Source organism: Roseateles sp., assembly GCF_044373315.1.
GTDB lineage: Bacteria > Pseudomonadota > Gammaproteobacteria > Burkholderiales > Burkholderiaceae_C > JACDQM01.
The window spans coordinates 1-26182 of the sequence record NZ_JBILQK010000022.1; the positions used below are offsets into that span (position 1 = coordinate 1).

31 protein-coding genes are annotated in these 26182 nt (G+C 67.2%); 21 read left to right on the top strand and 10 right to left on the bottom strand.

The features are described from left to right. Positions 1-124: 124 nt before the first annotated feature. Positions 125-385, bottom strand: coding sequence for a toll/interleukin-1 receptor domain-containing protein (locus ACIQ67_RS07500; RefSeq protein WP_397533736.1), 261 nt, complete (start codon positions 383-385; stop codon positions 125-127). A 97-nt stretch (positions 386-482) separates the two neighbouring features. On the opposite strand from ACIQ67_RS07500, the gene ACIQ67_RS07505 reads away from it, so the two are divergent. Then, a complete protein-coding gene (locus ACIQ67_RS07505) occupies positions 483-698 on the top strand; it encodes a hypothetical protein (protein WP_397533737.1) in 216 nt (71 codons plus the stop codon). A 605-nt stretch (positions 699-1303) separates the two neighbouring features. On the opposite strand, the gene ACIQ67_RS07510 is transcribed toward ACIQ67_RS07505, so the two are convergent. The 4 genes from ACIQ67_RS07510 to ACIQ67_RS07525 all read right to left on the bottom strand — a co-directional run bounded on the left by ACIQ67_RS07510 (position 1304) and on the right by ACIQ67_RS07525 (position 3706). Continuing rightward, positions 1304-1888, bottom strand: coding sequence for an NUDIX hydrolase (locus ACIQ67_RS07510; RefSeq protein WP_397533738.1), 585 nt, complete (start codon positions 1886-1888; stop codon positions 1304-1306). A gap of 105 nt (positions 1889-1993) precedes the next feature. Further along, entirely contained in the window at positions 1994-2254 is a 261-nt protein-coding gene (locus ACIQ67_RS07515; protein ID WP_397533739.1) for a glutathione binding-like protein, read from the bottom strand. Positions 2255-2267: 13 nt separating this feature from the next. Continuing rightward, complete coding sequence (locus tag ACIQ67_RS07520; protein ID WP_397533740.1) at positions 2268-3347, bottom strand: hypothetical protein; 1080 nt, start codon at positions 3345-3347, stop codon at positions 2268-2270. Next, positions 3344-3706: a hypothetical protein gene (locus ACIQ67_RS07525; protein ID WP_397533741.1), complete on the bottom strand. Its 363-nt coding sequence runs from the start codon at positions 3704-3706 to the stop codon at positions 3344-3346. The genes ACIQ67_RS07520 and ACIQ67_RS07525 overlap by 4 nt, the downstream gene beginning before the upstream one ends. Before the next feature lie 169 nt (positions 3707-3875). Between ACIQ67_RS07525 and ACIQ67_RS07530 the strand changes: the two genes are divergently transcribed. The 9 genes from ACIQ67_RS07530 (at position 3876) to ACIQ67_RS07570 (ending at position 12184) form a co-directional block, all read left to right on the top strand. Then, a complete protein-coding gene (locus ACIQ67_RS07530; RefSeq protein ID WP_397533742.1) occupies positions 3876-5270 on the top strand; it encodes a DUF1800 family protein in 1395 nt (464 codons plus the stop codon). Between the two features lie 5 nt (positions 5271-5275). Continuing rightward, positions 5276-6469 (top strand): DUF1501 domain-containing protein, encoded by a 1194-nt coding sequence (locus ACIQ67_RS07535; protein WP_397533743.1) that lies wholly within the window; start codon positions 5276-5278, stop codon positions 6467-6469. A 43-nt stretch (positions 6470-6512) separates the two neighbouring features. Then, positions 6513-6965, top strand: a complete 453-nt coding sequence (locus tag ACIQ67_RS07540; protein ID WP_397533744.1) for a DUF3106 domain-containing protein — start codon at positions 6513-6515, stop codon at positions 6963-6965. A 15-nt stretch (positions 6966-6980) separates the two neighbouring features. After that, the gene (locus ACIQ67_RS07545; protein ID WP_397533745.1) at positions 6981-7625 is read left to right on the top strand and encodes an RNA polymerase sigma factor; all 645 of its coding nucleotides are present in this window, start codon (positions 6981-6983) and stop codon (positions 7623-7625) included. Then, positions 7622-7966 carry a hypothetical protein gene (locus ACIQ67_RS07550; protein ID WP_397533746.1) on the top strand — a complete coding sequence of 115 codons (345 nt, stop codon included), beginning with the start codon at positions 7622-7624 and terminating at the stop codon, positions 7964-7966. Before ACIQ67_RS07545 ends, ACIQ67_RS07550 begins: the two co-directional genes overlap by 4 nt. A gap of 67 nt (positions 7967-8033) precedes the next feature. Then, positions 8034-8528, top strand: coding sequence for a MaoC family dehydratase (locus tag ACIQ67_RS07555; protein ID WP_397533747.1), 495 nt, complete (start codon positions 8034-8036; stop codon positions 8526-8528). Positions 8529-8631: 103 nt separating this feature from the next. Further along, complete coding sequence (locus ACIQ67_RS07560) at positions 8632-10182, top strand: alpha/beta fold hydrolase (RefSeq protein WP_397533748.1); 1551 nt, start codon at positions 8632-8634, stop codon at positions 10180-10182. Further along, positions 10179-11003: an ATP-binding cassette domain-containing protein gene (locus ACIQ67_RS07565; RefSeq protein WP_397533749.1), complete on the top strand. Its 825-nt coding sequence runs from the start codon at positions 10179-10181 to the stop codon at positions 11001-11003. Before ACIQ67_RS07560 ends, ACIQ67_RS07565 begins: the two co-directional genes overlap by 4 nt. Further along, positions 11000-12184: an ABC transporter permease gene (locus ACIQ67_RS07570; RefSeq protein WP_397533750.1), complete on the top strand. Its 1185-nt coding sequence runs from the start codon at positions 11000-11002 to the stop codon at positions 12182-12184. Before ACIQ67_RS07565 ends, ACIQ67_RS07570 begins: the two co-directional genes overlap by 4 nt. A 51-nt stretch (positions 12185-12235) precedes the next feature. Here the strand turns inward: ACIQ67_RS07570 and ACIQ67_RS07575 are convergent, their stop codons facing one another. Next, positions 12236-12514, bottom strand: a complete 279-nt coding sequence (locus tag ACIQ67_RS07575) for a hypothetical protein (protein WP_397533751.1) — start codon at positions 12512-12514, stop codon at positions 12236-12238. 258 nt (positions 12515-12772) lie between these two features. On the opposite strand from ACIQ67_RS07575, the gene ACIQ67_RS07580 reads away from it, so the two are divergent. The 5 genes from ACIQ67_RS07580 (at position 12773) to ACIQ67_RS07600 (ending at position 17561) form a co-directional block, all read left to right on the top strand. Then, the gene (locus ACIQ67_RS07580; RefSeq protein WP_397533752.1) at positions 12773-13492 is read left to right on the top strand and encodes a helix-turn-helix transcriptional regulator; all 720 of its coding nucleotides are present in this window, start codon (positions 12773-12775) and stop codon (positions 13490-13492) included. 115 nt (positions 13493-13607) lie between these two features. Next, entirely contained in the window at positions 13608-13781 is a 174-nt protein-coding gene (locus tag ACIQ67_RS07585; RefSeq protein ID WP_397533753.1) for a hypothetical protein, read from the top strand. Positions 13782-13807: 26 nt separating this feature from the next. Then, positions 13808-15064: an HlyD family secretion protein gene (locus ACIQ67_RS07590; RefSeq protein WP_397533754.1), complete on the top strand. Its 1257-nt coding sequence runs from the start codon at positions 13808-13810 to the stop codon at positions 15062-15064. 28 nt (positions 15065-15092) lie between these two features. Beyond that, positions 15093-17225, top strand: a complete 2133-nt coding sequence (locus tag ACIQ67_RS07595; protein WP_397533755.1) for a peptidase domain-containing ABC transporter — start codon at positions 15093-15095, stop codon at positions 17223-17225. Positions 17226-17327: 102 nt separating this feature from the next. Next, the gene (locus tag ACIQ67_RS07600) at positions 17328-17561 is read left to right on the top strand and encodes a DUF2061 domain-containing protein (RefSeq protein WP_397533756.1); all 234 of its coding nucleotides are present in this window, start codon (positions 17328-17330) and stop codon (positions 17559-17561) included. On the opposite strand, the gene ACIQ67_RS07605 is transcribed toward ACIQ67_RS07600, so the two are convergent. Both ACIQ67_RS07605 and ACIQ67_RS07610 read right to left on the bottom strand, forming a co-directional pair. Further along, positions 17548-18528 (bottom strand): Bug family tripartite tricarboxylate transporter substrate binding protein, encoded by a 981-nt coding sequence (locus tag ACIQ67_RS07605; protein ID WP_397533757.1) that lies wholly within the window; start codon positions 18526-18528, stop codon positions 17548-17550. The genes ACIQ67_RS07600 and ACIQ67_RS07605 overlap by 14 nt on opposite strands. Positions 18529-18585: 57 nt before the next feature. After that, positions 18586-18852: a YkgJ family cysteine cluster protein gene (locus ACIQ67_RS07610; protein WP_397533758.1), complete on the bottom strand. Its 267-nt coding sequence runs from the start codon at positions 18850-18852 to the stop codon at positions 18586-18588. A 122-nt stretch (positions 18853-18974) separates the two neighbouring features. On the opposite strand from ACIQ67_RS07610, the gene mnmG reads away from it, so the two are divergent. Genes mnmG through ACIQ67_RS07630 form a run of 4 tightly spaced genes read left to right on the top strand, consistent with a single transcriptional unit; the run spans position 18975 to position 23221 of the window. After that, positions 18975-20954, top strand: a complete 1980-nt coding sequence (mnmG, locus tag ACIQ67_RS07615; protein WP_397533759.1) for a tRNA uridine-5-carboxymethylaminomethyl(34) synthesis enzyme MnmG — start codon at positions 18975-18977, stop codon at positions 20952-20954. Next, the gene (rsmG, locus tag ACIQ67_RS07620; RefSeq protein WP_397533760.1) at positions 20951-21610 is read left to right on the top strand and encodes a 16S rRNA (guanine(527)-N(7))-methyltransferase RsmG; all 660 of its coding nucleotides are present in this window, start codon (positions 20951-20953) and stop codon (positions 21608-21610) included. The genes mnmG and rsmG overlap by 4 nt, the downstream gene beginning before the upstream one ends. Before the next feature lie 59 nt (positions 21611-21669). Next, the gene (locus tag ACIQ67_RS07625; protein WP_397533761.1) at positions 21670-22440 is read left to right on the top strand and encodes a ParA family protein; all 771 of its coding nucleotides are present in this window, start codon (positions 21670-21672) and stop codon (positions 22438-22440) included. Between the two features lie 4 nt (positions 22441-22444). Then, positions 22445-23221, top strand: a complete 777-nt coding sequence (locus ACIQ67_RS07630) for a GNAT family N-acetyltransferase (RefSeq protein WP_397533762.1) — start codon at positions 22445-22447, stop codon at positions 23219-23221. 34 nt (positions 23222-23255) lie between these two features. Here the strand turns inward: ACIQ67_RS07630 and ACIQ67_RS07635 are convergent, their stop codons facing one another. Together ACIQ67_RS07635 and argC are read right to left on the bottom strand one after the other, a co-directional pair. After that, positions 23256-23696, bottom strand: a complete 441-nt coding sequence (locus ACIQ67_RS07635) for a GNAT family N-acetyltransferase (RefSeq protein ID WP_397533763.1) — start codon at positions 23694-23696, stop codon at positions 23256-23258. 2 nt (positions 23697-23698) lie between these two features. Next, positions 23699-24640 (bottom strand): N-acetyl-gamma-glutamyl-phosphate reductase, encoded by a 942-nt coding sequence (argC, locus tag ACIQ67_RS07640; protein WP_397533764.1) that lies wholly within the window; start codon positions 24638-24640, stop codon positions 23699-23701. Positions 24641-24685: 45 nt separating this feature from the next. On the opposite strand from argC, the gene ACIQ67_RS07645 reads away from it, so the two are divergent. Together ACIQ67_RS07645 and ACIQ67_RS07650 are read left to right on the top strand one after the other, a co-directional pair. Beyond that, complete coding sequence (locus ACIQ67_RS07645; RefSeq protein WP_397533765.1) at positions 24686-25231, top strand: RBBP9/YdeN family alpha/beta hydrolase; 546 nt, start codon at positions 24686-24688, stop codon at positions 25229-25231. A gap of 14 nt (positions 25232-25245) precedes the next feature. Continuing rightward, entirely contained in the window at positions 25246-26154 is a 909-nt protein-coding gene (locus ACIQ67_RS07650; RefSeq protein ID WP_397533766.1) for a ParB/RepB/Spo0J family partition protein, read from the top strand. Positions 26155-26182 lie beyond the last annotated feature (28 nt).

Genomic DNA, 26182 nt, shown 5'->3' on the forward strand with positions numbered 1-26182 from the left:
GATGCTCACCGCGGTGCTCCAGCACCATGCGTACGGCACGCTCGCGCACCTCAGGCGAAAACTTCGGGGACTTCTTCATGGCTCCATTCTCCAGAATCGGAGCCTCCTCGAAACCCGGGGCGATTCACTTTTCCTTCATCTCTCGGTTCGACGCAATATCCAGTTCCCGGGTTACCCACTCACTGTTTACCGAATGAGAAGAAATGATTGCGGCAACAAAGTCGACCTGATCCAACCCTTCTCGGATCTTCAGGACGAGTGAGTCACCGATGTTGATCTCTGCCTCGTCAATCCAAACAGCGTGCCCGGCAAGGCGCAGGTCGGCCGCGAGTTTCCGGGCGAAAGGCTTATCGGCGTGGGAGTGACTTAGGAATACGCTGCTCATGTTCGAGAGTGTAGTTTCTGAGGAGTAACGTTCTTGTTATGCGGACAAGCCAGCGTAGCTGGCGCAGGTCAGCTTGACCAAAGGGTTATGCCTCTGCATGCTGAAGGACCTTTGCGGCGTACACGAGGCAGAGCGCACCAACAAGGAAGAAGATCGCAGCAAGCGCCCATACGCTAGCGAACTGCTCGGACAAGCGATGAATGGCCGTCAGCCTAGCCGGCCCGCGCCAGACACCTACCAGTACGCCATGCCCTACTGTGCCCATACCGATTGCCAGAAGGCAAAGGAAGCCGACCAGACCAAGGCGCTTTGACCGAACGGGCGATAGCCTGGCGCCGCGCCCCAGCCGTGGAACCAACAATGTGATGAGAAACAGCCCAACGAAAAACGTGGCGACAACGACAACCTCGGCTACGTTGAACTCGGGGGACTGCGCCGCTCCAAACAAGACTGAAAGAGCCAAGTAGCCGATGGCGACTTGAATGCCTACAAGTAGAACGCGCATTTCAAGAGGCATAACGTAATTTATGGCGACAGGCGATGCGCCCTAACCTCGGGCGATGCTGCATAACTTCGGACGCGGCCGTCCCCCTAAGTGCTTGATGCAAAGCGTCTTCCTTCAGTTTCTCTGTACGTTCATACAAAACAAAACTCGCCTGCGAATCCGGCAGCTTGCTACATCGACTTCTGAGCCTTGCCGGAGCGCAGTAGCGGTGCATGTTGCCACGACTCGGCGGGTTAGCACCAGCCTGCAAACACCTGCACCCGATGGTTTACTCCTTGGCAGGAACTGACGCGCCCGCTCAGTTTCAAGCGAAACGCATGCACGAGTCAGGCCGGCCTGGGCGGTGACTCGGCCTCCTTGGTGCCAAGAGAAGCCAAAGCGTTTGCTGAGCGGCCGCCTCGATGGGCCACAGATCAGCCCGCGCTCAGACCCAGCGCCCTGAGCTTCGCCAGCACCGCATCAAAGCGCGGCTCGCCCTGCCCGGCCAGCTGGGCCAGCGGCCACCAGGCCACGCCGTCCACTTCCTGCTCCTGCGCCTGCAGGGCTTCGGCGGCAGCGTCGTCGCCGCCGGCCTGCAGCAGGTAGGCGTAGTCGTGGTGCCAGTGGGCGCCCTCGCCCTTGCGCGGGTTGGCGGCAATCGCGTGGCTGTCGATGTCCAGCGGCACAGCGGCGGCCCACAGCGGGTGGGCGCGCAGCGTCTGCAGGCCGGTTTCCTCGCGCACCTCGCGGCAGGCCGAGTCCCACAGGCTCTGGCCGGGCTCGTAGTGGCCGCCGGGCTGCAGCCAGCGGCCGATGATGCGGTGCCGGATCATCAGCACGCGCGCGCTGGCGGCGTCCAGCACGATGGCGCTGGTGGTCACATGGCCGCGCATATTGGCGCGGCTCAGCGGGTCCTGCGGGTCTTCATCGAGCTGCAGGCTGAGCGCCTGCAGGCGCTGGCGCTCGGCAGGGAACAGGTCGAGATAGTCGCGGAGTTGCTGTTGGGCTTGATGGCGCATGGTGGGCCGGATTATCTGGCTGATCCAGACGCTCACTCATGGCGTCATCACGACCGGATCGGTCGCTGCTGGCGGGCTGGCTCGCTGGCTGGCGTTGCGGTGGCGCTACTTCAGCAAGCCCTGGGCCTTCAGCGCTGCCACCACTGCGGGCCGCGCTGACACGCGCTCGCGCATCGCCATCAAGCGCGGGTAGGGGCTGAGGTCGACGCCCAGCTGCTGGGCCCAGCAGCTGAGCATGAAGAGATAGGCCTCCGCCGACGTGAAAGGCTCACCGGTGCAGTAGCCCGGCTCGGCCAGCGTGCTCTCAAGCCACGCGAACTGCTCTTGCAACCAGCAGACTGGCGGAGCTTGGGCGTCCTCTGGCATGGCGATGATGTTCCTACTGCGCGGCGCCGCTGGTCCAGGCCTTGCGGATCAGCGCGCCACAGCTGGCCGAATCGGCGCCGCCGCCACCTGAAGCCTCGGCGCGCGCCACGATGCCGTAGTAGCGCCGCGCGGCGTCGATCCAGGGGTAGAAGCCAAATGCACCCGCGCTGCTGAAGGCGCCGTCGCCCTGGCGTGGATCGTCTTCGACCCAGTGGCCCAGCGAGTAGTGCCAGTCCAGCTCGGTGCGCATCGGCGTGGACAGCGCGCTGGCGCAGCTGCTCGGGTTGGTGCAGACCGGATGGCTGCCCAGTTGGCGGCCGAGCTGCAGCTCCTGGCGCAGCAGCTTGCGCAGGAACAGCGCATAGGCGCTGGCACTCATGCGCGCGCCGCCTGCCAGCTGCGGCTGGGTGTAGCTCAAGGCCAGCTCGGTGCCCAGCACGCGGCGCATCTCGGCGGCCAGGGCCTCGTTGTCCAGCGCCGCGATGCCCATGCCCTCGGGTTGCGCGCGCGCCGCATGCACCTGCATATGGCCGCCGTTGTAGAAGAACTTGCCGACATGGGCGGGCGTCAGCAGACCGTTGTCGCCCCGGGTGGCGCAGCTGCCCACGGTGTCGCCACGCTCGCAGCCCGAGAAGCCGAAGCTGGTGTAGCCGCTGCGGAAGTTCAGCGCCTCGATGTCCTGCGCGCTGGGCTGGCCGGCACGGCGTTCGACGACATAGGCGCCGTACAGCCATTTCGAGGCCGAGGCGATGGGCATCACGGTGTCGGCCTGGTAGACGGTCAGATTGCCAGACGCGAGCACCGAGCCCGCACCCAGACGCGCGCTGCGGTCGCCGATTTCCCAGTAGAACGGGCGGATCGCGGCGCAGGCATTGCTGTTGCTGAGCGCCGTGCTGCTGGCGGCTGCCACACGCGCCGCGTCGCTGATTGGCGCGGGCGCGGGCGCGGGCGCGGGTGCTGGTGCGGGCACCGGCGCTGGGGCCGGTGGCTCGCTGCCGCCGCCACCACCGCCGCAGCCGAGCAGCGCAGCACTCAACATCGGCAGGCCGCCCAGCCAGACAGCCCGACGCCGGGCAGCTTCAGCGCGACTCATGGGCGGCTTTGCGGATCGTGCTTCTGGCGGCGGATGGCGCGGCTGTTGTGGTCCTGCTGATGCTCCAGGCGCGCTGCTTCCTTGCGCGTCACCTGGCCATCGGCCTCGACACGCTGTTCCATGCGCGCGGTCTTGGCCTGCTGGTGCTGCAGGCGGCGCTGTTCGCGCCGCGTCAGCTCACCACCGGCAACGCCCGAGGCGATACGGTCCGCCTGGCGCGCCTGGCGATTGTCGACACGCTGCTCTTGCGGCGTGGTGGCGGGATCGGTCTGGGCCATGGCCTGGCCCATCAGCACCACATAGCCGACCAGCGCGACGAAGAAGGTCAGCGCGGTGCTCTTGATGGACAACTTGTTCATGCGGGGGACTCCTGTTTGGGGCTGTACGGCAACAGCGGGCGTCGTTGGAAACATCGGGGGCCGGTCCGTCATCTGCACCGGCCTGCCCCTTGAACCTGGCTCGCCCGGCCGCCTTACTCAATCCCCAGCGCCCAAGTCGGGATTGCCGGCGCCCCGTAAGAGCCCGCCCTTGCGCCAGTTCAAGCAGCATCACCACCCCAAGCGCCTGCGCTCCCCGCCCACCATGCATGCCGCCGCCCTCGCCGCCCACCGTTTCGGCTATGCCGAGACCAGCTTGCGCGCCCTGCAGGCCGATCCCAAGGCCTGGGTACTGGCGCAGTTCCCGGCCACGGGGCCGACACCCAATGTCTTTGACGCCCAGGGGCTGGCCGACAGCTCGGCCGCCGTGCGCGTCACCCGCGAGGTGCTGCGCGCCGCGCTGCGTCCGCAAGACGGCGAGGACAAGGCCCGCCGCGAAGCCCGCCAGGCGCTGCGCCAGATCAACCAGCAAGGCCTGCAGCGGCGCTGGCAGCACATCATCAGCACTGAGGCGCCGGTGGCCGAGCGCTGGCTGCAGTTCTGGGCCAACCACTTCTGCGTGGCCGCCACCAAGGGCAGCGTGCTGGGCCTGGTGTGGCCGCATGAGAACGAGGCCATCCGCCCGCATGCGCAGGGCCGCTTCGTCGATCTGCTGAAGGCCTCCACGCTGCACCCGGCGATGCTGCTGTATCTGGACAACGCGCAGTCGATCGGCCCGGATTCGCGCGCCGGCCAGCGCCGCCAAAAGGGCCTCAACGAGAACCTGGCGCGCGAGCTGCTGGAGCTGCACACGCTGGGCGTGAATGGCGGCTACACCCAGGCCGATGTCACTGAAACCGCGCGCCTGCTGACCGGCTGGACGGTGCGCTACGCCACCGACGGCAAGGCCGGCTTCCAGGCCACGCTGCATCAGCCCGGACCCAAGACCATTCTCGGCAAGCGCTATGCCGAAGGCCCGCAGGCGCTGGACGAGCTGCTCATCGACCTGAGCCGCCACCCGGCCACCGCGCGCCATATCGCCACCAAGCTGGCGCGGCATTTCGTCACCGACGATCCGCCTACGGCGCTGGTGGATGCGGTGGCGACGCGCTTTCGGGCCAGCGACGGCGATCTGCGCGCCACGGCCCATGCGCTGCTCGAGCATCCGCTGGCCTGGAGCCCCGCGCACGCCGGGAAGTTCAAGCGCCCGGAAGAGCTGCTGCTGTCGGCCCACCGCATGCTGAAGCTGCCCTTCGGCGAAGCCCAGCTGCAGGCCGGCGCGCAGGCGGTGCAGGCCATGGGCCAGAGCCTGGGCCGCGCGCCATCGCCGCAGGGCTGGCCCGACCGCAGCGAAGACTGGCTGTCGCCCGACGCCCTGTTCAAGCGCGTGCAATGGGCCGAGCGCTTTGCCGCCAGCCATGCTGACAAGGCGGATGCGCGGCTGCTGGCACAGCTCGCCATGGGCGAAGACTTGAGCGCGTCCACTCAGCAGCAAATCGAGCGCGCCGAAAGCGGCGCCCAGGCCCTGGCCCTGTGGCTGGCCAGTCCTGAATTCCAGCGGAGATAAACACCATGCACGCTAACCACAAGCTGCCGCGTCGCGCGGCCCTGCAATGGCTGGCCGCCGGCCTCGGTGCAGCCGCCCTCCCCGCCAAGCTGGCGCTGGCCGCCAGCAGCAGCGATGCCGAATCGCCCCGCCTGGTGGTGGTGATGCTGCGCGGCGCGCTCGACGGCCTAGCCGCCGTTCCCGCGCTGGGCGACCCGGCCTGGGCAGCACTGCGCGGCCAGGAAGCGCCGTCGCCTAACGCCCAGCAACCACGTCCGCTGGACGGCACGATGTTCGCCATGCATCCGGCGCTGGACACCCTGCATCGCTGGTGGGGCGAGCGCCAGCTGCTGGTGCTGCATGCCATCGCCAGCCCCTACCGCGAGCGCTCGCACTTCGATGCCCAGCAGCTGCTGGAAAGCGGCGGCGAGCGGCCCTTCGCGCTGCAGACCGGCTGGCTGGGCCGGGCGCTGCATGCCTCGGGCAAGCCAGCGGTGGCGCTGAGCCCGGCCATGCCGGTGGCGCTGCGCGGCTCCGAGCAGGCCAGCACCTGGACGCCCAGCCGCCGCGGTGCGGATGACGCGGACACGCTGGCCCGCATCGCCCGGCTGTATGGCGATGACCGGCAGCTGGCCGAGGCCTGGTCCAAGGCGCTGGTGCAGCAAGGCATGGCGCGCGAGGCGGGCATGGCCGAGATGGGCGCTGCCGGCAACGCCAATGGCTTTGCGGCGCTGGCCCGCCAGGCGGGCAGCTTCCTGTCGGCCGAGCGCGGCTCGCGCGTGGCCTGGCTGGAAACCGGCGGCTGGGACACCCACTCGCAACAGGCCAACCGCCTGCAGCGCCAGCTGGCCAGCCTGGACGAAGGCTTGGCTGCGCTGCGCGAATCGCTGCGCCCGCACTGGGCCCGAACCACGGTGCTGGTGATGACCGAGTTCGGCCGCACCGCCGTGCTCAACGGCAGCGGTGGCACCGACCATGGCAGCGGCGGCGTGGCCCTGCTGGCGGGTGGCGCGGTGGCCGGCGGCCGCGTGCTGAGCGACTGGCCGGGCCTGGCCCCGAATCAGCTGCTGGACGGCCGCGATCTGCGCCCGACCCAGGACATCCGCCGCGTGATCGGCGCCGTGCTTCAGCGCCAGTTCGGGCTGTCGACGACCCAGCTGCAGGCAGGTGTGCTGCCCGGCGCGGCGTCGGCCGAGCGCCTGGCACTTTGGCGCGCCTGAGCCGGCGCTGGCATCATGAACCGTGCGATCCGCTGAAACTGCCATGAAGAACCGCCTAGTCAATTACCGCCCCGTGTTCGCTGCGCTGCTGCTGGCGCTGACCGGTCTTGCTGCCCATGCCGCGCCGATCGAAGTGCCCGACCCCAAGGGCTGGGCGGCGCTGACACCGGAGCAGCAGGAAGAGCGCCGCGCCGCGCTGAAGCGCCAGCTGCAACAGGCCACGCCCGCCGAGCGCCAGGCCTTCCGCCAGCAGCTGCGCGAGCGCCTGGAAACGCTCAGCCCGCAGGACCGCAAGGCCTTGGCCGCACAGACCCGCGACCGCTGGGATTCGCTCAGCCCCGAGCAGCGCCAGCGCCTGATGGACGAGCGCCGCGAGCAGATCAAGGGCATGACGCCCGAGCAGCGCCGCGAGCTGGTGCAGCAGCGCCGCGCGATGCTTGAGAAGCTGAGCCCCGAAGAGCGCCGCGCCTTGCGCGAGAAGCTGCCCCGGGACTGACGAACAAGGACAGCGATGTTCGACCCCTCAAGCGAAACCCCGGTGCTGGAGCTCAAGCCCCCAGCCGCCCGCCCGCGCAGCCGGCTGACGCGCTGGCTGGGCCAGCTGGCACCGCCGCCCAAGGACTGGGCGCTGTGGCATGGCGCCTGTGGGGGCGATGCCGAATCCGCTGCGGCGCTGGTGCGCATGCTGACCCCCCAGGCCCTGGGCCTGGCGATGCAGCTGCTGCGCCAGCGCGCCGATGCCGAGGACGTGGTGCAGGAATCCTTTCTGCGCCTGTGGAGCAGCCGCCCGAGCGACAGCCAGGGGGCGACGCTGGCGACCTTCTTCAACACCATCGTCATCAACCGCTGCAAGAGCCTGCTGACGCAGCGCCGTGAACTGGCCACCGAACCCGAGGCCCTGGCCGAGCTGTCCGACGCGCAGCAGCCCGCGCACGCGAGTGAGCCCCAAGGCCTGCAGCAAGCCGAGCGGCTGCGCGAGGTCTTGCACAGCCTGCCGGCGCGCCAACGCATGGCGCTGGCCATGTGGGCCTATGCCGATGCCTCGGTGCCCGAAATTGCCGCAGCACTGGAGATCGACAGCAATGCAGCCCACCAGCTGCTTCACCGCGCCAAGCAGACCATGAAGCTGCGCCTGGCCCAGGGAGAACCTTCATGAATCAAGACCCGACCCCGACCGACACCGACGACGATCTGGCGCTGCGCCAGGCCTTGCGCCAGAACCGCGCGCCGGCCGCCAACAGCCAGGCCTTGCAGCAGCGCGTGCTGGCGCAATGGCAACAGCGCCATGCGCAGCAGCCGCCGCCGGGCCAGCCCACGCTGCTGGCCGCCGGCCCGGCCCTGCTGCTGGGCCAGACGCGCCGCCAGCGCATGGCGCGCGCCTTGGTCGTGCTGGCGCTGGGCGTGGCACTGGCGGCTTGGTGGCTGCGCCCCGATCCCACGCTGAACGAGCTGCTGCAGCCGGACGTGCTGTCGCAGATGGGCATGGGCGAAATTTGAAGGCGGCCAACCAGCCCCTGTCGCGCTGGCGATGGCCGCCGTCCCGCGCCTGTCTATAGTCCGGCGCATGAGCACAGCAGAATCAAGACTTGCCTTCGAAGACTTCCAGGTCGGCCGGGTGTTCGAGTTCGGCGGCCGGCAGGTGGACCGTGACGAGGTGCTGGCCTTCGCCGCCGCCTACGACCCGCAGCCTTTTCACCTGGACGAAGAGGCGGCCAATGCCTCGGTGCTGGGCGGCCTGTCGGCCAGCGGCTGGCACACCTGCGCGATGACCATGCGCATGATGTGCGACGGCTATCTGCTGAACTCCACCAGCCAGGGCTCACCGGGGCTGGACAACATCCGCTGGCTCAAGCCGGTGCGCCCCGGCGACACGCTGAACGTGCGCATGAGCATCCTGGAAGCGCGCCCGAGCAAGAACCGCCCGCAGATCGGCCTGGTGCGTTCGCAGTGGGAGGTGCGCAACCAGCATGGCGACACCGTGTTGACCATGGAAGGCTGGGGCATGTTCGGCCGGCGCGAGGCCGCTGCCGGGGCCGAGGTGCCGCCAGCCGCTGGCTAATCTCCGCCACTCATCCGCGCCGGCTGCCATTCGCGACAGCGGCGCCACCGTGAAGACATGGCTGCGCTGACAATCCGCCCGACCTTGAAAAGGACGGATGCCCATGACGTTAGCCCTTCAAATGCGCAGCCCCGCCGGCCGACCGCCGCGGCGCCCGGCGCTGACCCTTGCGGCAACGGCCGCGATGCTGCTGACCCTGCTGTCGGCCGCCACGCCCACGCTGGCCGCCAATCCGGCGGATGAGACCGGCCCGACCAAGCCCTGCCGTGTCGAGGGCTGGCCCAATGAGCTGCGCTGCGGGCAGATTGAGCGGCCGCTGAACCCGGCCGAGCCGCAGGGCCGCAAGATCACGGTGCACTACCTGCTGGTGCCGGCCAAGTCGCGCAGCAAGCTGCCCGACCCCATCGTGCTGTTCGCCGGCGGCCCGGGCCAGAGCGCCACGCGCCTGGCGCCCAAGATGATCGGCGGCCTCTCGGGGCTGAACAACCGCCGCGACCTGGTCTTCATCGACCAGCGTGGCACCGGCCTGTCGGCGCCGCTGCAATGCCCCGATGCGCGCGGCCTGCCGATGGCCGAAGCCATGAGCAGCGCGGGCCAGCTGCGCCTGCTGCAGCGCTGCAGCGCCGAGCTGCAAAAGCTGCCCCATGGCGATCTGCGCTTCTACACCACGACCGTGGCGATGCAGGACTTCGATGCGGTGCGCCAGCAGCTGGGCGTACAGCGCTGGAACCTGATCGGCGCGTCCTACGGCACGCGCGCCGCGCTGGAGTACCAGCGCCAGTTCCCGCAGGCGGTGCGCCGCACGCTGCTGGACGGCATGGCGCCGCCTGATCAGACCCTGCCCGACAGCATGTCGGCCGATGCCCAGGCGGCGTTGGACCGTGTGTTCAGCGCCTGCGAGGAAGACGCACGCTGCACCCAGGCCTACCCGCAGCTGCGCACGCGCTGGCAGCAGCTGCTGCAGAGCCTGCCGCGTGAGGTGAGCCTGCCGCAGCCGCTGACCGGCGCGCCGGAGCGCGTGATGCTGGAACGCGACGCGCTGCTGCGCGCGGTGCGCCTGCCGCTGTACACACCGGCGATGAGCGCCGCGCTGCCAGCGGCCCTGCATGCCGCCACGCAAGGCCGCTTCGACGGACTGGCCGGGCTGGCCAGCGGCATGGGCATGTCGGGCAAGGATCGCTTGTTCGAAGGCATGCATTTCTCGGTGATCTGCGCCGAGGACGGGCCGCGCCTGGCGGCTGAGGGCCAGTCCGCCAGCGGCCGCGATTTCGGCGAGGCCGATGCACGCCTGTACCGCCAGGTCTGCGCGCAATGGCCGCGCGGCGAGGTGCCGGCGGCGTTCTACAAGACCTCGGCGGCGCAGAGCCCGGTGCTGCTGCTCAGCGGCGGCGCCGACCCGGTGACGCCGCCGCGCCATGGCCAGCGCGTGGCCGAAGCGCTGGGCGCCAAGGCCCTGCATCTGGTGGCGCCGAATGCCGGCCATGGCGTGATGCGCACGGCCTGCCTGCGCGAGCCGCTGCTGCGCTTCTTCAACGCCGCCAGTGATGACGAGGCGCTGGCACTGAAAGCCGATTGCCTGGAGCGCATGCCGCGCGCCCTGCCCTTCATCCCCCCCGGCACGCCCAAGCCAGCCGCCAGCGAGGTTTCCAAATGATCCAGATCGACAAGGTCTCCAAGCGCTTCGTCGCCAAGGGCCAGGGGGAGCGCAAGGCCTTCTGGCGCAAGGCGGCACCCCAGCATGTGCAGGCGGTGCATGACCTGAGCCTGCAGGCACCGAACGGCCAGATCACCGGCCTGCTGGGCCCCAACGGCGCCGGCAAGACCACCACGCTGCGCATGCTGGCCGGCATGTTCGCGCCCGACAGCGGCAGCCTGCGGGTGGACGGCATCGATGTGCAGGCGCAGCCGCGCGAGGCGCTGGCACGCATGGGCATCCTGGCGGACGCACATGGCCTGTATCCGCGCCTGACGGCACGCGAGAACATCGTCTACTACGGCCGCCTGCAGGGCATGGATGCCGCGCAGGCGCAAGGCCGCGCCGACGCGCTGGCCGAGCTGCTGGACATGCGCGCCATCATGGACCGGCGCGCCGAAGGCTTCAGCCAGGGCGAGCGCATGAAGACGGCACTGGCGCGCGCGCTGGTGCATGACCCCAGCCACGTGATCCTGGACGAGCCGACCAACGGCCTGGATGTGCTGGCCACGCGCAGCCTGCGCGAGGTGCTGCGCCACCTGAAGAGCCCGGCCGGCGGCAGCAAATGCATCCTGTTTTCCAGCCACATCATGCAAGAGGTGGAACTGTTGTGCGACCACGTGCTGGTGGTGGCGCATGGCCGCGTCGTGGCCGAGGGCAGCGTGGCTGCGCTGCAGGCGCAGACCGGCCAGGCGCGCTTCGAGGACGCCTTTGTGCAGCTCGCCTTCCCTGAGCTGCTGACCCACGAGAACAACAAAGTCGCCATGGAGGCCCAGCCATGAACCCGCAGAAATCCTTCGCCCACTACCTGGGCCTGGTGTTCCGCAAGGAGCTGCTCGACGCGCTGCGCGACCGCCGCACGCTGATGCGCACGCTGCTGCCCATGCTCTTCATGGGCCCGCTGATGATCTTCGCGCTGTCGGCCTTCATCGGTTCGCTGGAGGAGCGCGCCGAGAAGCGCGAGCTGCTGATCGAGAACATCGCCGCAGCGCCCAGCCTGCAGAACTATCTGGAGCGCCAGGGCTACACGATCAAGGCGCCGCCCGCGGACTACGAAGAGCAGCTGCGCAAGACGCGCCTGCTGGAAGCGGTGGTGCGCGTGCCGGCCGACTTCGAAGCCAAGCTGCAGGCGGCTGAGCAGCCGGTGCTGCAGATCGTCAGCGACAGCGGCAACCAGCGCGCCGAGATCAGCGCGCGCCAGGCCACCCGGGTGCTGCAGGGCTTCGAGCGCGAACGCGTCTCGCTGACGCTGATGTTGCGCGGCGTTCCGCCTGATCTGCTGGATCCACTGGAGGTGGACGACATCAATCTGGCCGGCCAGCAGGCCCGCGGCGCGCAGCTGACCGCGATGATCCCGATGCTGATCATCATGGCCGTGCTGATGGGCGCGCTGACCGCGGCGCTGGACAGCACCGCCGGCGAGCGCGAGCGCGGCTCGCTGGAGCCGCTGCTGATGAACCCGGTCCCGGGCTTTGCGCTGGTGGGCGGCAAATGGGCCGCCGTGGCGCTGCTGGGCGTAGCGGTGGCGCTGGCGGCGATCTTCAGCTTCGTGCCCTCGCAGCTGCTGATCCGCAACGACGAGCTGAAGGCGATGTTCCAGTTCGGCGTTGGCGAGGCGCTGCGCTCCTGGCTGCTGCTGCTGCCGCTGAGCGCCAGCTGCGCGGCCATGCTGATGGCGATGGCCATCCGCACCAAGACCTTCAAGGAAGCCCAGGCCAGTGCCGGCCTGCTGGTCAGCCTGTTCGGCCTGACCCCGCTTATCGCGCTGCTCAACCCCGGCGGCGAGCAGGGCTGGTATCTCTGGGTGCCAGGTCTTGCCCAGACCACGCTGATGAATATGGTGATCAAGGGCGACCCGCTGCTGTTGAGCAAGGTGGCACCCTCGCTGGCGGTCAGCGCGCTGCTGACGCTGGCTTCGCTGGCCCTGGTAGTGCGCTCGATGAAACAGGCGGTGGCGCGCTGAGCGCGGTGCCAGCCGCCCTGAGGCTGGGGCCGGCTGCCGCGCTCTTCATCATCAATGGCGCAGCGTCAGAGCGCGCTGCACCTCGCCCTGCCAGGGCAGCATGTGCACGATCTCGTTGAGCTGGCGCACCGATTCCATCGGCGCCAGTACATCGCCTGCAGTGTTGACGAGCTGCATATTGGTGATGAGCGCCATCGGATCGGCGATGGCCACGATGCCATAGGGCAGGCATACCCAATCCCAGGCCACACCGGCCGCACCACGCTCGGACTCACCGAACCAAAGGGTTTGCCCGGAGGCCGGGCGGCTGGCGTCGCCCGCGACCAACACGCGGGTACTCAGATGTGCAAAATGAAGACGCGGCGCGCGGTGCGCATCACACAAAACACGCGGCCATGCGTACACAATCCAGGCAGGAGTCATCTCGTTTGATGAAGTTGAGGGTATAGGGGCCTGAGTGAAGCCCGATGACATGAGTTTCGGCAGACGCACGCAATGTCGCTAGCTGTAAACCTTGTCAGGGATACTCAGGGGAGCAGGCCGTGCTTTGGGCCTGGCGTGAATCCATCAAACAACCGGATTTGATTGATGCTGCACGGGGGTTACCAGTCGGTGCTAGAAGCCCGCTCGCGCGAAGAATTTCGCGGCGAGGTGATTCGGTTTGCGCAGGGCTTGGGGTTTGAGTCCGTCTCAGCAACGGCGGTTCAGGACCAATCAGTAGGCCACGCAGTTTTTGAAAGCGTGGACAACATCCGCCCCGACTACCTTGAGCACTTCGAAGACGTCGGCAATTGGAGAGTTGACCCAGTCGCCCAGCATTGCAAGCGCAGCAGCATGCCCATCGTTTGGGACCAGTCCACTTACACAACTGCAGGGCTGGGCCAGTTGTGGGAATCGCAGGCGCACTACGGATATCACACTGGCATTTGTCTGGCCTTGCACATGCCCGAAGGAAGGCATTTCATTCTTGGCGTTGACCGTGCACAGTCGTTACATGATGAAGGTGGAGACGTCACGCGGCTTGTCGCCGACCTTCAGCTCTTTGCGGTGTGCGCACAGGAGGCTGCATGGCGCCTTCTGATGCCTAGCCATTTCAGCGCTCAGTCCTTAAACGCGCACCTCACACCTCGCGAGTTGGAATGCTTGCGGTGGACGATGGAGGGCAAAACTGCGTGGGAAGTGGGCACGATTCTCAGCATTAGTGAGCGAACGGCTGTCTTGCACATCAACAATGCCATGCGAAAACTGGATTGTTCAAGCAAGCACCAAGCAGTGCTCAAGGCCTTGCGACTTGGTCTAATCCGGTGATATTCACGAGTTACTGTCTGATCCAAACCTGTAAGACTTGACAGTTACTTAAGCGCGACTCCGCTGCTCCAATTTGATCAACGTACAGAGACGTTGACTCAAACAGGAGCTTGAAATGGAAAAGGTCGTTCAGCAGTTTGGATTCCACCAAGTTGATGCCGTCAATGGTTCCGGCGCGTCCCCTACGGCGGCCCAAGACCAGAGCCCTATCGTTGTGCCGCTTGAATGCCTTGAGTTGGTCAGCGGTGGCAATGGCGAAGCAAACTCCGCCCCCGTCAAAGGCTGGTGATCTGTCACGTTCGTTCAGCGCTCTGAATGCCTCTCTTCCGCGCTGAAGCGCAACACGGGCGCAACTCCGCCCGCCTCGGCACCATCAATCTCCACCGCCCCGTCCCGCTGCATCTGCTGACGGCCGCGGCGCTGGGTGCGGTGGCGCTGGTGGGTGTGTTCCTCTGTACGGCGGAATACACCCGCAAGGCGCGTGTCAGCGGCTATCTGGTGCCGGACCGGGGCGTGCTTCGCATCACGCCACCGCAGGCGGCGACGGTGCTGTCGCGCGAGGTCAGCGAGGGCCAGACGGTGCGGGCCGGCGATGTGCTGTTCGTGCTGTCGCTGGACAGCGGCGCGGCACAGGCGGGTGAAGGGATTGCCCAGAGCCTGGTCGAGCGCGAGCGCTCGCTCAGTCAGGCAGCCGGGCAACAGCAACAACTGCTGCGCGCCCAGGCCCTGGCGCTGGATCAACGCGTGGCCGGTTTGCAGCGCGAGCTGGATCAACTGGCGGCCGAGGCGCGCTTGCAGAACGAGCGCCTGACCCTGGCGCAACAAAGCCTGGCGCGCACCGAAGCGCTGGGGCGTGACCAGTTCGTGTCGAGCGCTCAGGTGCAGGCCAAGCGTGAAGAGACGCTGGGTTTGCAAGGGCAGCAGCAGGCTTTGGCGCGCCAGCGCGAGAGCCTGCACAGGGAGTTGCTGTCCCTGCAAGCCCAGCGTCGAGAGTTGCCGCTGCGCGGCGAGGTGCAACAAGGCGAGATCGCCCGCGACCTCGCCGGCCTGAAGGCGCTGGGCCTGGAGACCGAGGCCAAACGCCGCTTGGTGCTGCGCGCCCCCAGCGACGGCATCGTCAGCACCGTGCTGGCCGAGCCCGGCCAACCGGTGGCACCGGGCATGGCGCTGGCCAATGTGCTGCCGGCGCTCACGCAGATGCAGGCGCATCTGTATGCGCCCTCCAGCGCCGTTGGCTTTGTGCGTCCAGCGCATGCGGTGCAGCTGCGCTATCAGGCATTCCCGTATCAGAAGTTCGGCCAGCAACAGGGTCAGGTCTTGCGCATCTCGCGCACGCCGCTGGCCCCGGCCGAGCTGGCGACACTGGCCTTGCCGAGCACACTCACCCAGGGCGCGGCCACCGAGCCGCTCTACCGCATCACCGTCACGCTGGATCGCCAGACCGTTGCCGCCTACGGCGAAGAGCAAGCGCTGGCAGCCGGCATGCAGCTTGACGCGGATGTGCTGCTGGAGCGGCGCAAACTGATCGAATGGCTGTTCGAACCCTTGCTGAGCCTGGCGCGCCGTGTCTGAGCCTTCCCCTTCCTTTTCCGCTTCTTCCTTGCTCGGACGCCTAAATCTAGGCCCCGGCTGGCGCCGCGCCACACCGATGGTGCTGCAGGGCGAAGCCGCCGAGTGTGGCCTGGCCTGCCTGGCGATGGTGGCCAGCCATCACGGCCAGCGCTGGACGCTGACCGAGTTGCGGCAGCGCTTCGCCGTCTCGCTGAAGGGCGTGACGATGGCCAGCATCGTGCGCATGGCCGGGCAGCTGGGCTTGGTCGCGCGAGCATTGCGCGCCGAGCCGGTGCATCTTCAGGGGCTGCAGCTGCCCTGCATCCTGCACTGGGACTTCAATCACTTCGTGGTGCTGCAATCGGTGCGCGGCGACGAGGCTGTCGTGCTCGATCCGGCACGCGGTGAGCGGCGCTTGAAGCTGGACGAGCTCTCCAAGCATTTCACCGGTGTGGCGCTGGAATTGCGCCCCGGTGCTGACTTCACGCCCAAGGCGGCGGCACCGGCGGTGAGCTGGCGGCAGCTGCTGGGGCGGATCACCGGACTCAAGCGCTCGCTGGCGCAGATCCTGGCGCTGGCGCTCGGTCTGGAGTTGCTGGCCCTGCTGGCGCCCTTCCTGCTGCAGTGGGTGGTGGACGGCGTGATCGTCAGCGCCGACCGCGATCTGCTGGTCACGCTGGGCCTGGGCTTCGGCCTCTTGGTGCTGCTGTCAGCCGGCATCAGCGCGCTGCGCTCCTGGGCGGTGTTGTATCTGTCGGCCTCGCTGCACCTGCAGTGGCTGGGCAATGTGTTCGCGCACTTGCTGCGCCTGCCCCTGGATTGGTTCGAGAAGCGCCACATGGGCGACATCTGGTCGCGCTTCGCCAGCGTGCAAGAGATCCAGAAAACGCTGACCGGCCCCTTCATCGAGGCGGTGCTGGATGGGCTGCTGGTGCTTATCACGCTGGCGATGATGATGGTCTACAGCCCGCGGCTGACCGCCGTGGCACTGGCCGCCGTCGTGGGCTATGGCCTGCTGCGCTGGGCGCTGTTTCGGCCGCTGCGCGAAGCGGCCGAGGAAACGCTGATCCACGAAGCGCGGCAGAACAGCCATTTCCTGGAATCGCTGCGCGGCGCGCAGGCGATCAAGTTGTTCAGCGCCCAGGCCGACCGTGGCTCGCGATTCGCCAACCTCGTGGTCGAGCAGATGAACGCCAGCCTGGTGGGCCGCAAGCTGGAACTGTGGATGAGCGTCGGCAACAAGCTGCTGTTCGGGCTGGAGCGCGTGGCCATCGTCTGGCTGGGCGCGCTGCTGGTGCTGGATCGCGAGCTGTCAGTCGGCATGCTGTTCGCCTTCCTGGCCTACAAGGAACAGTTCAGCCTGCGCATCAGCGCGCTGATCGACAAGGCGGTGCAGCTGAAGATGCTGCGCCTGCAGGGCGAGCGTCTGGCCGACATCGTGCTGACAGCGCCGGAGAACGAAGGCAATGCGACCCAGGCTTTGCCAGTGCGCCCGACACTGGTGCTGAAGGACGTGCAGTTCCGCTACGCCGAGGGTGAGCCGCCCGTGCTGTCAGGCTGCAGCCTGACGATAGAGCCCGGTGAATCGGTGGCCATCGTCGGGCCTTCGGGCAGCGGCAAGACCACCCTGCTCAAGCTGATGCTGGGCATCCACCATGCGCAGGGCGGCGAGATCCGCATCGGCGGCCAGCCGCTGGCCCAGCTGGGCCTGCAGACCTGGCGAGCTTGCGTCGGCACGGTGATGCAGGACGACCACCTGTTTGCCGGCAGCATCGCCGACAACATCAGCTTCTTCGACGCCGAGACCGATATGGCTTGGGTCGAGCAGTGCGCGCAGATGGCCTGTGTGCATGAGGACATCGCCGCCATGCCGATGGGCTACCAGACGCTGATCGGCGACATGGGCTCCAGCTTGTCAGGCGGCCAACGCCAGCGCGTGCTGCTGGCGCGAGCGCTGTACAAGCGGCCGCAGTTCCTGTTCCTGGACGAAGCCACCAGCGCACTCGATGTCGAGCGTGAGCGCCAAGTCAACGCATCGCTACGCGCGCTGCCGCTCACCAGGATAGTGATCGCTCACCGTCCGGAAACCATCGCCGCCGCACAGCGCGTCATCACGCTGCAGCAGGGGCGCGTGTCGCAGGATCTGCGCAGCGTGCCCTGCCCCGCGACCCGCCCTGACTGAGCCTTCTTTGGCTATCGCGACCATGGCCAGATCCAACTGGCTCTGAAGCCCAACGATGGTTAGCATTAATCTATTGAAATTCTCAAATCAATAGAGGTTGCGATGGCCAAGACAGCAAGTTTCGGAGTGATGCACCTGGCCACCGCTTTTGGCGTGAGCTATGCGCTGACCGGCGATGTAGCCATCGCTGGGGCCATCACCTTCGTCGAGCCGGCGGTGAATACCGTCATGCACTATTTCCACGACAAGCACTGGGATCGGATCGCGCAGTACCTGCCCGGCGGACGCCGTCCGGTGGACGGCAGCGCGAATGCGGACGAACTCAATCCGGCTTGATCTTGGCCCGCGCGATGACCGCCTTCCAGCGCTGCTGCTCCTGAGCGACGAACTGCGCAAACTGCGCCGGCGTATTGCCCACCGCTTCGGCCGCATCGGCGCTGAGACGCTCTCGGGCGGAGGCTGATCGGATGGCCTTTGCCGCTTCGATAGCCAGCTTGTCGATATGCGCTTGCGTCATGCTGGCCGGTGCCGTCAGGCCATACCACTGAGTCATCTCGAAGCCAGGGAAGCCTTGCTCAGCCACGGTCGGCACATCGGGCAGCTGCGGGAGCCGCTCCTTGGAGCCAGTGGCAATGCAGCGCAGCTTGCCGGCCTTGATGAACTGCAGGATGGCGGGCGCGCCCACCGAAGCAGCTTCCAGCCGCCCGGCGAGCAGGTCGGTCAGCTGCGGCCCGGTGCCACGGTAAGGCACATGCACCAGAAACAGATTCGCCGCCATCTTCAGGTATTCCATCGCCAGATGACCGGCGCTGCCGTTGCCGGCTGAGCCGTAGTTCAGCTGGCCCGGTTTGCTGCGCACCAGGGCCACGAACTCCTTGAGGTTGCGCGCCGGCACATCGGGATGCACGACATACAGGCTGGGCACCTTGGCCAGCAGCGTGACCGGTTTGAAGTCGCGGTTGGTATCGAAGGGCAGCTTGTCGTAGATGAAGGGGTTCACCGCCAGAGTGCCGATATGGCCCAGGATCAGCGTGTGCTGGTCGTCGGCGCGGGCCACCTCACCCATCGCGATATTGCCGCCGCCGCCGGGCTTGTTCTCCACATAGACGGTCTGGCCCAGCGCCTTGGTCAGCTCATGCGCGGTGGCACGGGCAACGATCTCGCTGCTGCCGCCAGGTGCAAAAGGCACCACAAGGCGAATCGATCGGCTGGGCCAGTTGGCCTGCGCCATGGCGGGCACGCCCAACAGGCTGGCGGCACCGGCAAGGCCGGACTGAAGCAAAAGACGGCGGCTCTCTGACATCGGGCTTGTCTCCATTTGGATTGTTCGTTGTGCCGACCAGTCTAGGCCTGAGCGCTGTCAAGGTGCTGTCTGATCCTCCATCCAGCCCAGCCAGCGCATGGCCTGCTCGCGGTTCTCACCACACATGATCTCGCTGGGCTGCAGCGAGCTGCAGACGGCGGGCCGCTCCGGACGACCGAAGATCTTGCAGCGGTCCTGCTCGTCGAGCTGGATGCAACGAACGCCCGCGGGCTTGCTGATACCGTCGACGACGGGCATGCCGGGGATGGGCGAACTGATGGAGGGCGCGATGCAGCAGGCGGCGCAGTGATCTCTGCATTTCATGGCCGGATTGTCCATCCGGCCCATGCCACTGGCCGTGACTTATCCACAGCCCCCCGTTAAAATCGCCCCCCTCCCCTCTGCTCGTCCGCCCGGCGTCACAGCGCGCCCGGCTGACTCTTGCCATGCTTTATCCGAAAGAGTTCGACGTCATCGTGGTCGGTGGCGGCCATGCCGGCACCGAGGCTGCGCTGGCCGCGGCCCGCATGGGCGTGCGCACCCTGCTGCTCACGCACAATATCGAGACCCTGGGCCAGATGAGCTGTAACCCCTCGATCGGCGGCATCGGCAAGGGCCATCTGGTCAAGGAAGTCGACGCGCTGGGCGGCGCGATGGCCGCGGCGACCGATGAGTCGGGCATCCAGTTCCGCATCCTCAACAGCTCCAAGGGCCCAGCCGTGCGCGCCACCCGTGCCCAGGCGGACCGCATCCTCTACAAGGCCGCAATCCGCCAGCGGCTGGAGAACCAGCCGAATCTGATGCTGTTCCAGCAGGCCGTCGACGACCTGATGGTGGAAGGTGATCGCGTCGTGGGCGCCGTGACGCAGAGCGGCATCCGCTTCCGCGCTCGCACCGTGGTGCTGACCGCGGGCACCTTCCTGGATGGCCGCATCCACATCGGCCTGCAGAACTTCAGTGCTGGCCGCGCGGGCGACCCGCCGGCGATCAGCTTGTCGGCACGGCTCAAGGAGCTGAGGCTGCCGCAGGGCCGGCTCAAGACCGGCACGCCGCCCCGCATCGACGGCCGCACGATTGATTTCAGCCATTGCCAGGAGCAGCCCGGTGACCTCGACCCTGTGCCGGTGTTCAGCTTCCTCGGTGAAGCTTCGCAACACCCACAGCAGCTGCCCTGCTGGATCACGCACACCAATGCGCGCACGCACGAGATCATCCGCTCCGGCTTCGACCGCAGCCCCATGTTCACTGGCGTCATCGAGGGCGTGGGCCCGCGCTATTGCCCGTCGATCGAGGACAAGGTCAACCGCTTCGCCGACAAGGACAGCCACCAGATCTTCCTGGAGCCCGAGGGCCTGACGACGCACGAGTTCTACCCGAACGGCATCTCCACTTCTCTGCCCTTCGACATCCAGCTGGCCGCCCTGCAATCGATGCCCGGCCTGGAGAACGCGCACATCCTGCGCCCGGGCTATGCGATCGAGTACGACTACTTCGACCCGCGAGAGCTGAAGAGCAGCTTCGAGACCAAGGCCATCAGCGGCCTGTTCTTCGCTGGCCAGATCAACGGCACCACCGGCTATGAGGAGGCGGCGGCACAAGGCCTGTTCGCCGGACTGAACGCCGCACTGCAGGTCAAAGAGCAGGGCCCCTGGCTGCCGGGCCGCGACCAGGCCTATCTGGGCGTGCTGGTCGATGACCTGATCACCAAGGGCGTGACTGAGCCTTATCGCATGTTCACCAGCCGTGCCGAGTTCCGCCTGCAGCTGCGCGAGGACAACGCCGACATGCGCCTGACCGAAGTCGGCCGCGAGCTGGGCTTGGTGGACGATGTCCGCTGGGCAGCATTCAACCGCAAGCGCGATGCTGTTTCACGTGAAACAGAAAAACTGAAGTCGACCTGGGTGCATCCCGGCATCTTGCCGGCAGCTGACGCGGAGCGCCTGGTCGGCAAGGCATTGGAGCGCGAGTACACCTTGATCGACTTGCTGCGCCGGCCAGAGGTGCAGTTCGACACGCTGGTTGAGGTGGCACGGATTGCTCGCCCAGAAGCGCCTGTTTCACGTGAAACGCTCCGCACTGAGCTGGGCGCCAGCATGGCGGACGCCGTGATCGAGCAGATCGAAACCAGCGTCAAGTACGCCGGCTACATCGACAAGCAGGTCGAAGACGTGGCCCGCGCTGCGAATTTCGAGAACCTCAAACTGCCAGCCGAGCTGGACTATGCGCAAGTCAGCGCCCTCTCCTTCGAGGTGCGCCAGAAGCTGGCCAAGCACAAGCCCGAAACCCTGGGCCAGGCGTCCCGCATCTCGGGAGTGACGCCAGCAGCCATCTCACTGCTGCTCGTGCACCTGAAGAAGGGCCGCTTCAAAGGCTTTGGTGGCGACAACACCGCTGCCGCCCAAACTGAACCCAGTGCCGCCGCATGACGACCGCAGACACCGCCACGATGCGCCCAGCCCTCGCCGCCGCGGCCCAGCAACTGGGGCTGCAGCTCAGCGACACCCAGCTCGACCAATTGCTCGCCTATCTGGGCCTGATCCAGAAGTGGAACAAGGTCTACAACCTCACCGCGGTGCGCGACCCGCAAGCCATGCTGACCCAACATCTGGTGGACAGCCTGAGCCTCCTGCCAGCCTTGCACCGGCACGCTGCAGGCCGCGCGCTGCGGCTGATGGACGTGGGCAGCGGCGGCGGCCTGCCCGGTGTGGTCGTGGCGATTTGCGAGCCAAGCATCGACGTGAGCTGCGTCGACGCGGTGGCCAAGAAGGCCAGTTTCATCAAGCAGGTGGCGGCTGAGCTTGGCCTGAAGAATCTGCATGGCGAGCATGCGCGAGTCGAAGAGCTGCGCGCCGCGCCCTTCGACCTGATCACGTCGCGGGCCTTTGCCTCGCTGCTGGACTTCACCACGCTGACCCGCCAGCACCTGAAACCAGGCGCGATCTGGCTCGCAATGAAGGGCCAGCATCCTGCCGAGGAACTGGCTGCCCTGCCCGCCGAGCTGGATGTGTTTCACGTGGAACCACTGCAGGTGCCTGGGCTGGACGCACAGCGCTGTCTCGTCTGGATCAAACCGCGGGCTTGAAGCGGCCGCAGCCCGATCCTTACCGGCTACCATCACAGCTCGCTGAAAACTAGAAAACCATGGCCAAGATCTTCTGCGTTGCCAATCAAAAGGGAGGGGTCGGCAAGACCACCACCACCGTCAACCTGGCGGCCGGCCTGGCCAAGGTGGGCCAGCGCGTGCTGGTGATCGATCTGGACCCGCAAGGCAATGCCACCATGGGCTCGGGCATCGACAAGCGTGCGCTGGAACTGACCGTCTATGACGTGCTGCTGGAGTCGGCCAGCATCGCCGAAGCCAAGCAACGCAATGACAAGGTCGGCTACGACGTGCTGGGCGCCAACCGTGAGCTGGCCGGCGCCGAAGTCGAACTGGTGGAGCTGGAGCGCCGTGAGCGCCGGCTCAAGACCGCCATCGCCGCCGCCAATGCGGACTACGACTTCGTGCTGATTGACTGCCCACCCTCGCTGTCCATGCTGACGCTCAACGGCCTGTGCTCCGCCCACGGTGTGGTCGTTCCGATGCAGTGTGAGTACTTTGCGCTGGAAGGCCTGTCGGACCTGGTCAACACCATCAAGCAGGTGCATGCCAATCTGAACCCGGACCTGCAGATCATCGGCCTGCTGCGTGTGATGTTTGACCCGCGCATCACCTTGCAGCAGCAGGTCAGCGAACAGCTCAAGGCCCACTTCGGCGACAAGGTGTTCGACACCGTGATCCCGCGCAATGTGCGCCTGGCCGAGGCACCCAGCTACGGTCTGCCCGGCGTGGTGTTCGACCCTTCGTCCAAGGGCGCGCAGGCCTTTGTCGACTTCGCACGCGAGATGGTCCAGCGCGTGGGGACCATGTAAGCCCGTGGCGGCCGTGCCCCAGGAGCTCGCCCGCCGCGCCGAAGAAGCCGGCCTGAACGCCAGTGCACCACCGCAGCAGGCCGACATCGCCGGCTGGCTGATCCGACTGTCCCCCGGCAAGGCCAAGCGCTCGCGCTGCGTCAACGCGCTGGCCGAAGGCACGCTGCCACTGGAGGAGATGCTGGCACGCTGCGAGCGCGCCTTCGCTGCAGCCGCGCTGCCACTGATTGTGCGCATCACCCCCTTCAGCCAGCCTAGCGATCTGGATGCGCGTCTGGCTGCACTGGGCTGGCCGGCTTTCGACGCCGCCGATGTGATGGTGCTGGATTGCCTGGGCGCACTGGCCGATGCGGCGCTGCCAACCGACGTCCGCTTCGAGCCGCAGAGCACCGAGCGCTATGCGCAGACCGTCGGCCAGCTGCGCGGCTCCTCAGCACGCGAGATCACCGCGCATGCCGAGCGCCTCCAGCAGTCGCCCGTGCCCTACCAAGGCTTCGTGCTGCTGGATGCGGACGGCCAGCTGCTCGCCTGCGGGCAGTTTACGCGCGAAGGCGGCATGGTTGGGATCTACGACATCTTCACGCCGCCGGAGCAACGCGGCCAGGGCCGCGCGCGGCTGCTCTGCACCCAGCTGCTGCTGGCAGCCCGCGCCGAGGGCGCCGAGCAGGCCTATCTGCAGGTGGGCTCGGACAACGAGGTCGCCAAACGCGTCTATGCACGCCTGGGCTTCGAGTTCGCCTACCGCTATCACTACCGCAGCCCGACACCCGAGCTGGCCTGAGCACAGCCAAGGCACTCAAGAAGTGAGCGCCAGCTCAGCTCTCGCGCGGCTGCCAGACTTTGAGCAGGGTGTGGCGGGTCAAGCCGGGCAGGTAGTCGTGCAGATGGGCGATGCAGGCATAGCCCAGGTGTTCGAACAAATCCGCGGCCTCATCGGACACGGTCTCGGCCAGCGCATCCACACAGCCACGCCGCAGTGCCTGCGCCTCCAGCTGCCGCAGGCAGTCGCCCGCCAGGCCCTGGGCGCGCAAGTCGGCACGCACCCACAGCTGCTCGATGAACAGCCGCCGCCCCTCGCTGCGGCCGGCGGCACCGGCCAGCAGCGCCTCGCCTTCGTAGAGTGCGCAGGCAATGGGTTGGGCATCGCTGCCCTGGCTGAGCTGCTGTTCGGCGATGCGCACCCCGTCGGCGATCAGCGTCAATGCCGCAGCCGGCACCTGGCCATCAAACTGCCACAGGCGGGCAGCCGCTTTCACGCTCAGAGCCCCAGGCCCTCGTCCAGGCCCAGGTGCACGTTCATGGCCTGCACGGCGGCGCCGCTGGCGCCCTTGCCCAGATTGTCCAGGCGCGCCATCACCAGAATCTGGCTGTCGCTGCCGAAGACAAACAGGTCCACGCGATTCGTGTCATTGCAGGCCTGCACGTCGAAGAAGCCCTCTTCCAGCGTCGCGGCATCGCGCAGCGGCTTCACGCGGATGAAGCGCTCACCCGCGTAATGCGCCTGCAGCGCGTGCTGCACCTGCTCAGGTGTCGTACCGGCACGCAACTGGCTGAGGTGCAGCGGCACGGTCACCGACAGGCCCTTGTAGAAGCTGCCGACGATGGGCATGAACACCGGCGCGTTCTGCAGGCCGGTGCAGGCCATCATCTCGGGCAGGTGCTTGTGCTTGAGACCCAGTGCATAGGGGCGCGGCGAGTTGAGCTTGGCATCACCGCCCGCCTCGTACTGCGCAATCATGCTTTTGCCACCGCCCGAGTAGCCGGTGATCGAGGTCGCGCTGATCAGCGCCTGCGCGTCCAGCAATCCGGCATCAACCAGCGGCCGCAGGGCCAGGATGAAGGCCGTGGCATGGCAGCCAGGATTGGCAATGCGCTTGGCCTGACGAATCGCATCGCGCTGGCCGGCGCGCAGCTCGGGCAGACCATAGGTCCACCCCGGCACAGTGCGGTGCGCGGTGCTGGCATCGATCAGGCAGGTGTTGGGGTTGGTGATCATGGCGGCGGCTTCGCGCGATGCCGCATCGGGCAGGCACAGGAAGGCCACGTCGGCAGCGTTCAACAGGCGAGCCCGCTCGGCCGGGTCCTTGCGCTTGTCGGCGTCGATGCGCAGCACCTCGATGTCACGGCGCGCGGCCAGGTACTCATGAATGCGCAGGCCGGTCGTGCCCTCTTGGCCATCCACAAACACCGCGTACGTCATGACTTCTCCAGCACAATTGATCACAAAGGAAGCGAAGCATAAGGCATGAGGACGACCGAGACGACACGCGTGCTGCTGCTGCCAGGCTGGTTGAACTCCGACCCCGAGCATTGGCAAAGCTGCTGGGAACGTCAGTATGGCGACGAGCGGGTGGAGCAGTCCGACTGGAACTGGCCACGCCGCGGTGACTGGATGGCCCGTCTGGACGAGGTCGTGCTGGCCGGGCCCGGGCCGGCGGTGCTGGTGGCGCACTCGCTCGGCTGCCAGCTGGTGGCCAGCTGGGCCGAACACTCGGCGCACACGGCTCGCGTCAAGGGCGCGCTGCTGGTGGCCCCACCCGACACCGAAGCGCCGGACACGCCGCCGCAGCTGCACAACTGGCGGCCGATCCGCCGCACCCGACTGCCCTTCCCCGCCGTGGCTGTGATCAGCAGCGACGACCCCTACTGCAGCCCTGAACGTGGCGTCCAGATGGCGGCCGACTGGGGTGCCGAGCTGCTGATGGCCGGCCCGCGCGGGCATCTGAACACCGCCTCGAATCTGGGCACGTGGCCCGAGGGCCGGGCCCTGCTGGCCGACTGGATGGCATAAGGGACAATCCGGCCATGGTCACGAAAAAACCCAAGGGGCTCGGCATGGGCCTGGAAGCCCTGCTCGGCCCCAAAGTCAGCGATACGCCCGCTACCGCCCGCGACGGCGAGCCCAGCAGCCTGCGCCTGGAGCAGATGCAGGCCGGCAAGTACCAACCGCGCACGCGCATGGACGAAGGCTCGCTGTACGAGCTGGCCGAGAGCATCAAGGGCCAGGGCATCATGCAGCCCATCCTTGTGCGCCCCATCGCTGCCGAGCAGAGCAAGGACGGCACGGCGCGCTACGAAATCATCGCCGGCGAGCGGCGTTTCCGTGCTGCCAAGCTGGCCGGTTTGCGCGAGGTGCCGGTGCTGGTCAAGCCCGTGCCCGACGAGGCTGCGGCCGCAATGGCGCTGATCGAGAACATCCAGCGCGAGGACCTCAATCCGCTCGAAGAAGCACAAGGCCTGAAGCGCCTGACCGAGGAGTTCGGCCTCACGCATGAACAAGCGGCGCAGGCCGTGGGCCGCTCGCGCAGCGCTGCCAGCAATCTGCTGCGCCTGCTGCAACTGGCCGATCCGGTGCAGAACATGCTGATGGCCGGCGATATCGACATGGGCCATGCGCGTGCGCTGCTGCCCCTGGACGGTGCGCACCAGATCACCTGCGCCACCGAGATAGCCGCCAAGAAGCTGAGCGTGCGCGAGGCCGAGAAGCTGGTGCAGCGCCAAGGTGCCGGCCGCCAGACGCCGCTGTTGCGCGTCAAGAACAGCAAGAGCCGTGATGTGCTGCGGCTCGAAGAGGAGCTGTCCGATCTGCTGACCGCCGCCGTGGAGATCCGCGTGAAGAAGCGCACCAAGCGCGGAGAGCAGGGCGAGCTGTCCATCCAGTTCGGCTCGCTGGACGAACTGAACGGCCTGATCGAAAAACTGCGCAGCACTTAAGCGGACCATCATGCGCGCAGCAGCCACT

Bases quoted from the DNA above. Each gene is read 5' to 3' on its own strand.
- ACIQ67_RS07500 (WP_397533736.1), bottom strand. From the start codon at position 385: ATGAGCAGCGTATTCCTAAGTCACTCCCACGCCGATAAGCCTTTCGCC.
- ACIQ67_RS07505 (WP_397533737.1), top strand. From the start codon at position 483: ATGCTGAAGGACCTTTGCGGCGTACACGAGGCAGAGCGCACCAACAAG.
- ACIQ67_RS07510 (WP_397533738.1), bottom strand. From the start codon at position 1,888: ATGCGCCATCAAGCCCAACAGCAACTCCGCGACTATCTCGACCTGTTC.
- ACIQ67_RS07515 (WP_397533739.1), bottom strand. From the start codon at position 2,254: ATGCCAGAGGACGCCCAAGCTCCGCCAGTCTGCTGGTTGCAAGAGCAG.
- ACIQ67_RS07520 (WP_397533740.1), bottom strand. From the start codon at position 3,347: ATGAGTCGCGCTGAAGCTGCCCGGCGTCGGGCTGTCTGGCTGGGCGGC.
- ACIQ67_RS07525 (WP_397533741.1), bottom strand. From the start codon at position 3,706: ATGAACAAGTTGTCCATCAAGAGCACCGCGCTGACCTTCTTCGTCGCG.
- ACIQ67_RS07535 (WP_397533743.1), top strand. From the start codon at position 5,276: ATGCACGCTAACCACAAGCTGCCGCGTCGCGCGGCCCTGCAATGGCTG.
- ACIQ67_RS07540 (WP_397533744.1), top strand. From the start codon at position 6,513: ATGAAGAACCGCCTAGTCAATTACCGCCCCGTGTTCGCTGCGCTGCTG.
- ACIQ67_RS07545 (WP_397533745.1), top strand. From the start codon at position 6,981: ATGTTCGACCCCTCAAGCGAAACCCCGGTGCTGGAGCTCAAGCCCCCA.
- ACIQ67_RS07550 (WP_397533746.1), top strand. From the start codon at position 7,622: ATGAATCAAGACCCGACCCCGACCGACACCGACGACGATCTGGCGCTG.
- ACIQ67_RS07555 (WP_397533747.1), top strand. From the start codon at position 8,034: ATGAGCACAGCAGAATCAAGACTTGCCTTCGAAGACTTCCAGGTCGGC.
- ACIQ67_RS07560 (WP_397533748.1), top strand. From the start codon at position 8,632: ATGACGTTAGCCCTTCAAATGCGCAGCCCCGCCGGCCGACCGCCGCGG.
- ACIQ67_RS07565 (WP_397533749.1), top strand. From the start codon at position 10,179: ATGATCCAGATCGACAAGGTCTCCAAGCGCTTCGTCGCCAAGGGCCAG.
- ACIQ67_RS07570 (WP_397533750.1), top strand. From the start codon at position 11,000: ATGAACCCGCAGAAATCCTTCGCCCACTACCTGGGCCTGGTGTTCCGC.
- ACIQ67_RS07580 (WP_397533752.1), top strand. From the start codon at position 12,773: ATGCTGCACGGGGGTTACCAGTCGGTGCTAGAAGCCCGCTCGCGCGAA.
- ACIQ67_RS07585 (WP_397533753.1), top strand. From the start codon at position 13,608: ATGGAAAAGGTCGTTCAGCAGTTTGGATTCCACCAAGTTGATGCCGTC.
- ACIQ67_RS07590 (WP_397533754.1), top strand. From the start codon at position 13,808: ATGCCTCTCTTCCGCGCTGAAGCGCAACACGGGCGCAACTCCGCCCGC.
- ACIQ67_RS07600 (WP_397533756.1), top strand. From the start codon at position 17,328: ATGGCCAAGACAGCAAGTTTCGGAGTGATGCACCTGGCCACCGCTTTT.
- ACIQ67_RS07605 (WP_397533757.1), bottom strand. From the start codon at position 18,528: ATGTCAGAGAGCCGCCGTCTTTTGCTTCAGTCCGGCCTTGCCGGTGCC.
- ACIQ67_RS07610 (WP_397533758.1), bottom strand. From the start codon at position 18,852: ATGAAATGCAGAGATCACTGCGCCGCCTGCTGCATCGCGCCCTCCATC.
- mnmG (WP_397533759.1), top strand. From the start codon at position 18,975: ATGCTTTATCCGAAAGAGTTCGACGTCATCGTGGTCGGTGGCGGCCAT.
- rsmG (WP_397533760.1), top strand. From the start codon at position 20,951: ATGACGACCGCAGACACCGCCACGATGCGCCCAGCCCTCGCCGCCGCG.
- ACIQ67_RS07625 (WP_397533761.1), top strand. From the start codon at position 21,670: ATGGCCAAGATCTTCTGCGTTGCCAATCAAAAGGGAGGGGTCGGCAAG.
- argC (WP_397533764.1), bottom strand. From the start codon at position 24,640: ATGACGTACGCGGTGTTTGTGGATGGCCAAGAGGGCACGACCGGCCTG.
- ACIQ67_RS07645 (WP_397533765.1), top strand. From the start codon at position 24,686: ATGAGGACGACCGAGACGACACGCGTGCTGCTGCTGCCAGGCTGGTTG.
- ACIQ67_RS07650 (WP_397533766.1), top strand. From the start codon at position 25,246: ATGGTCACGAAAAAACCCAAGGGGCTCGGCATGGGCCTGGAAGCCCTG.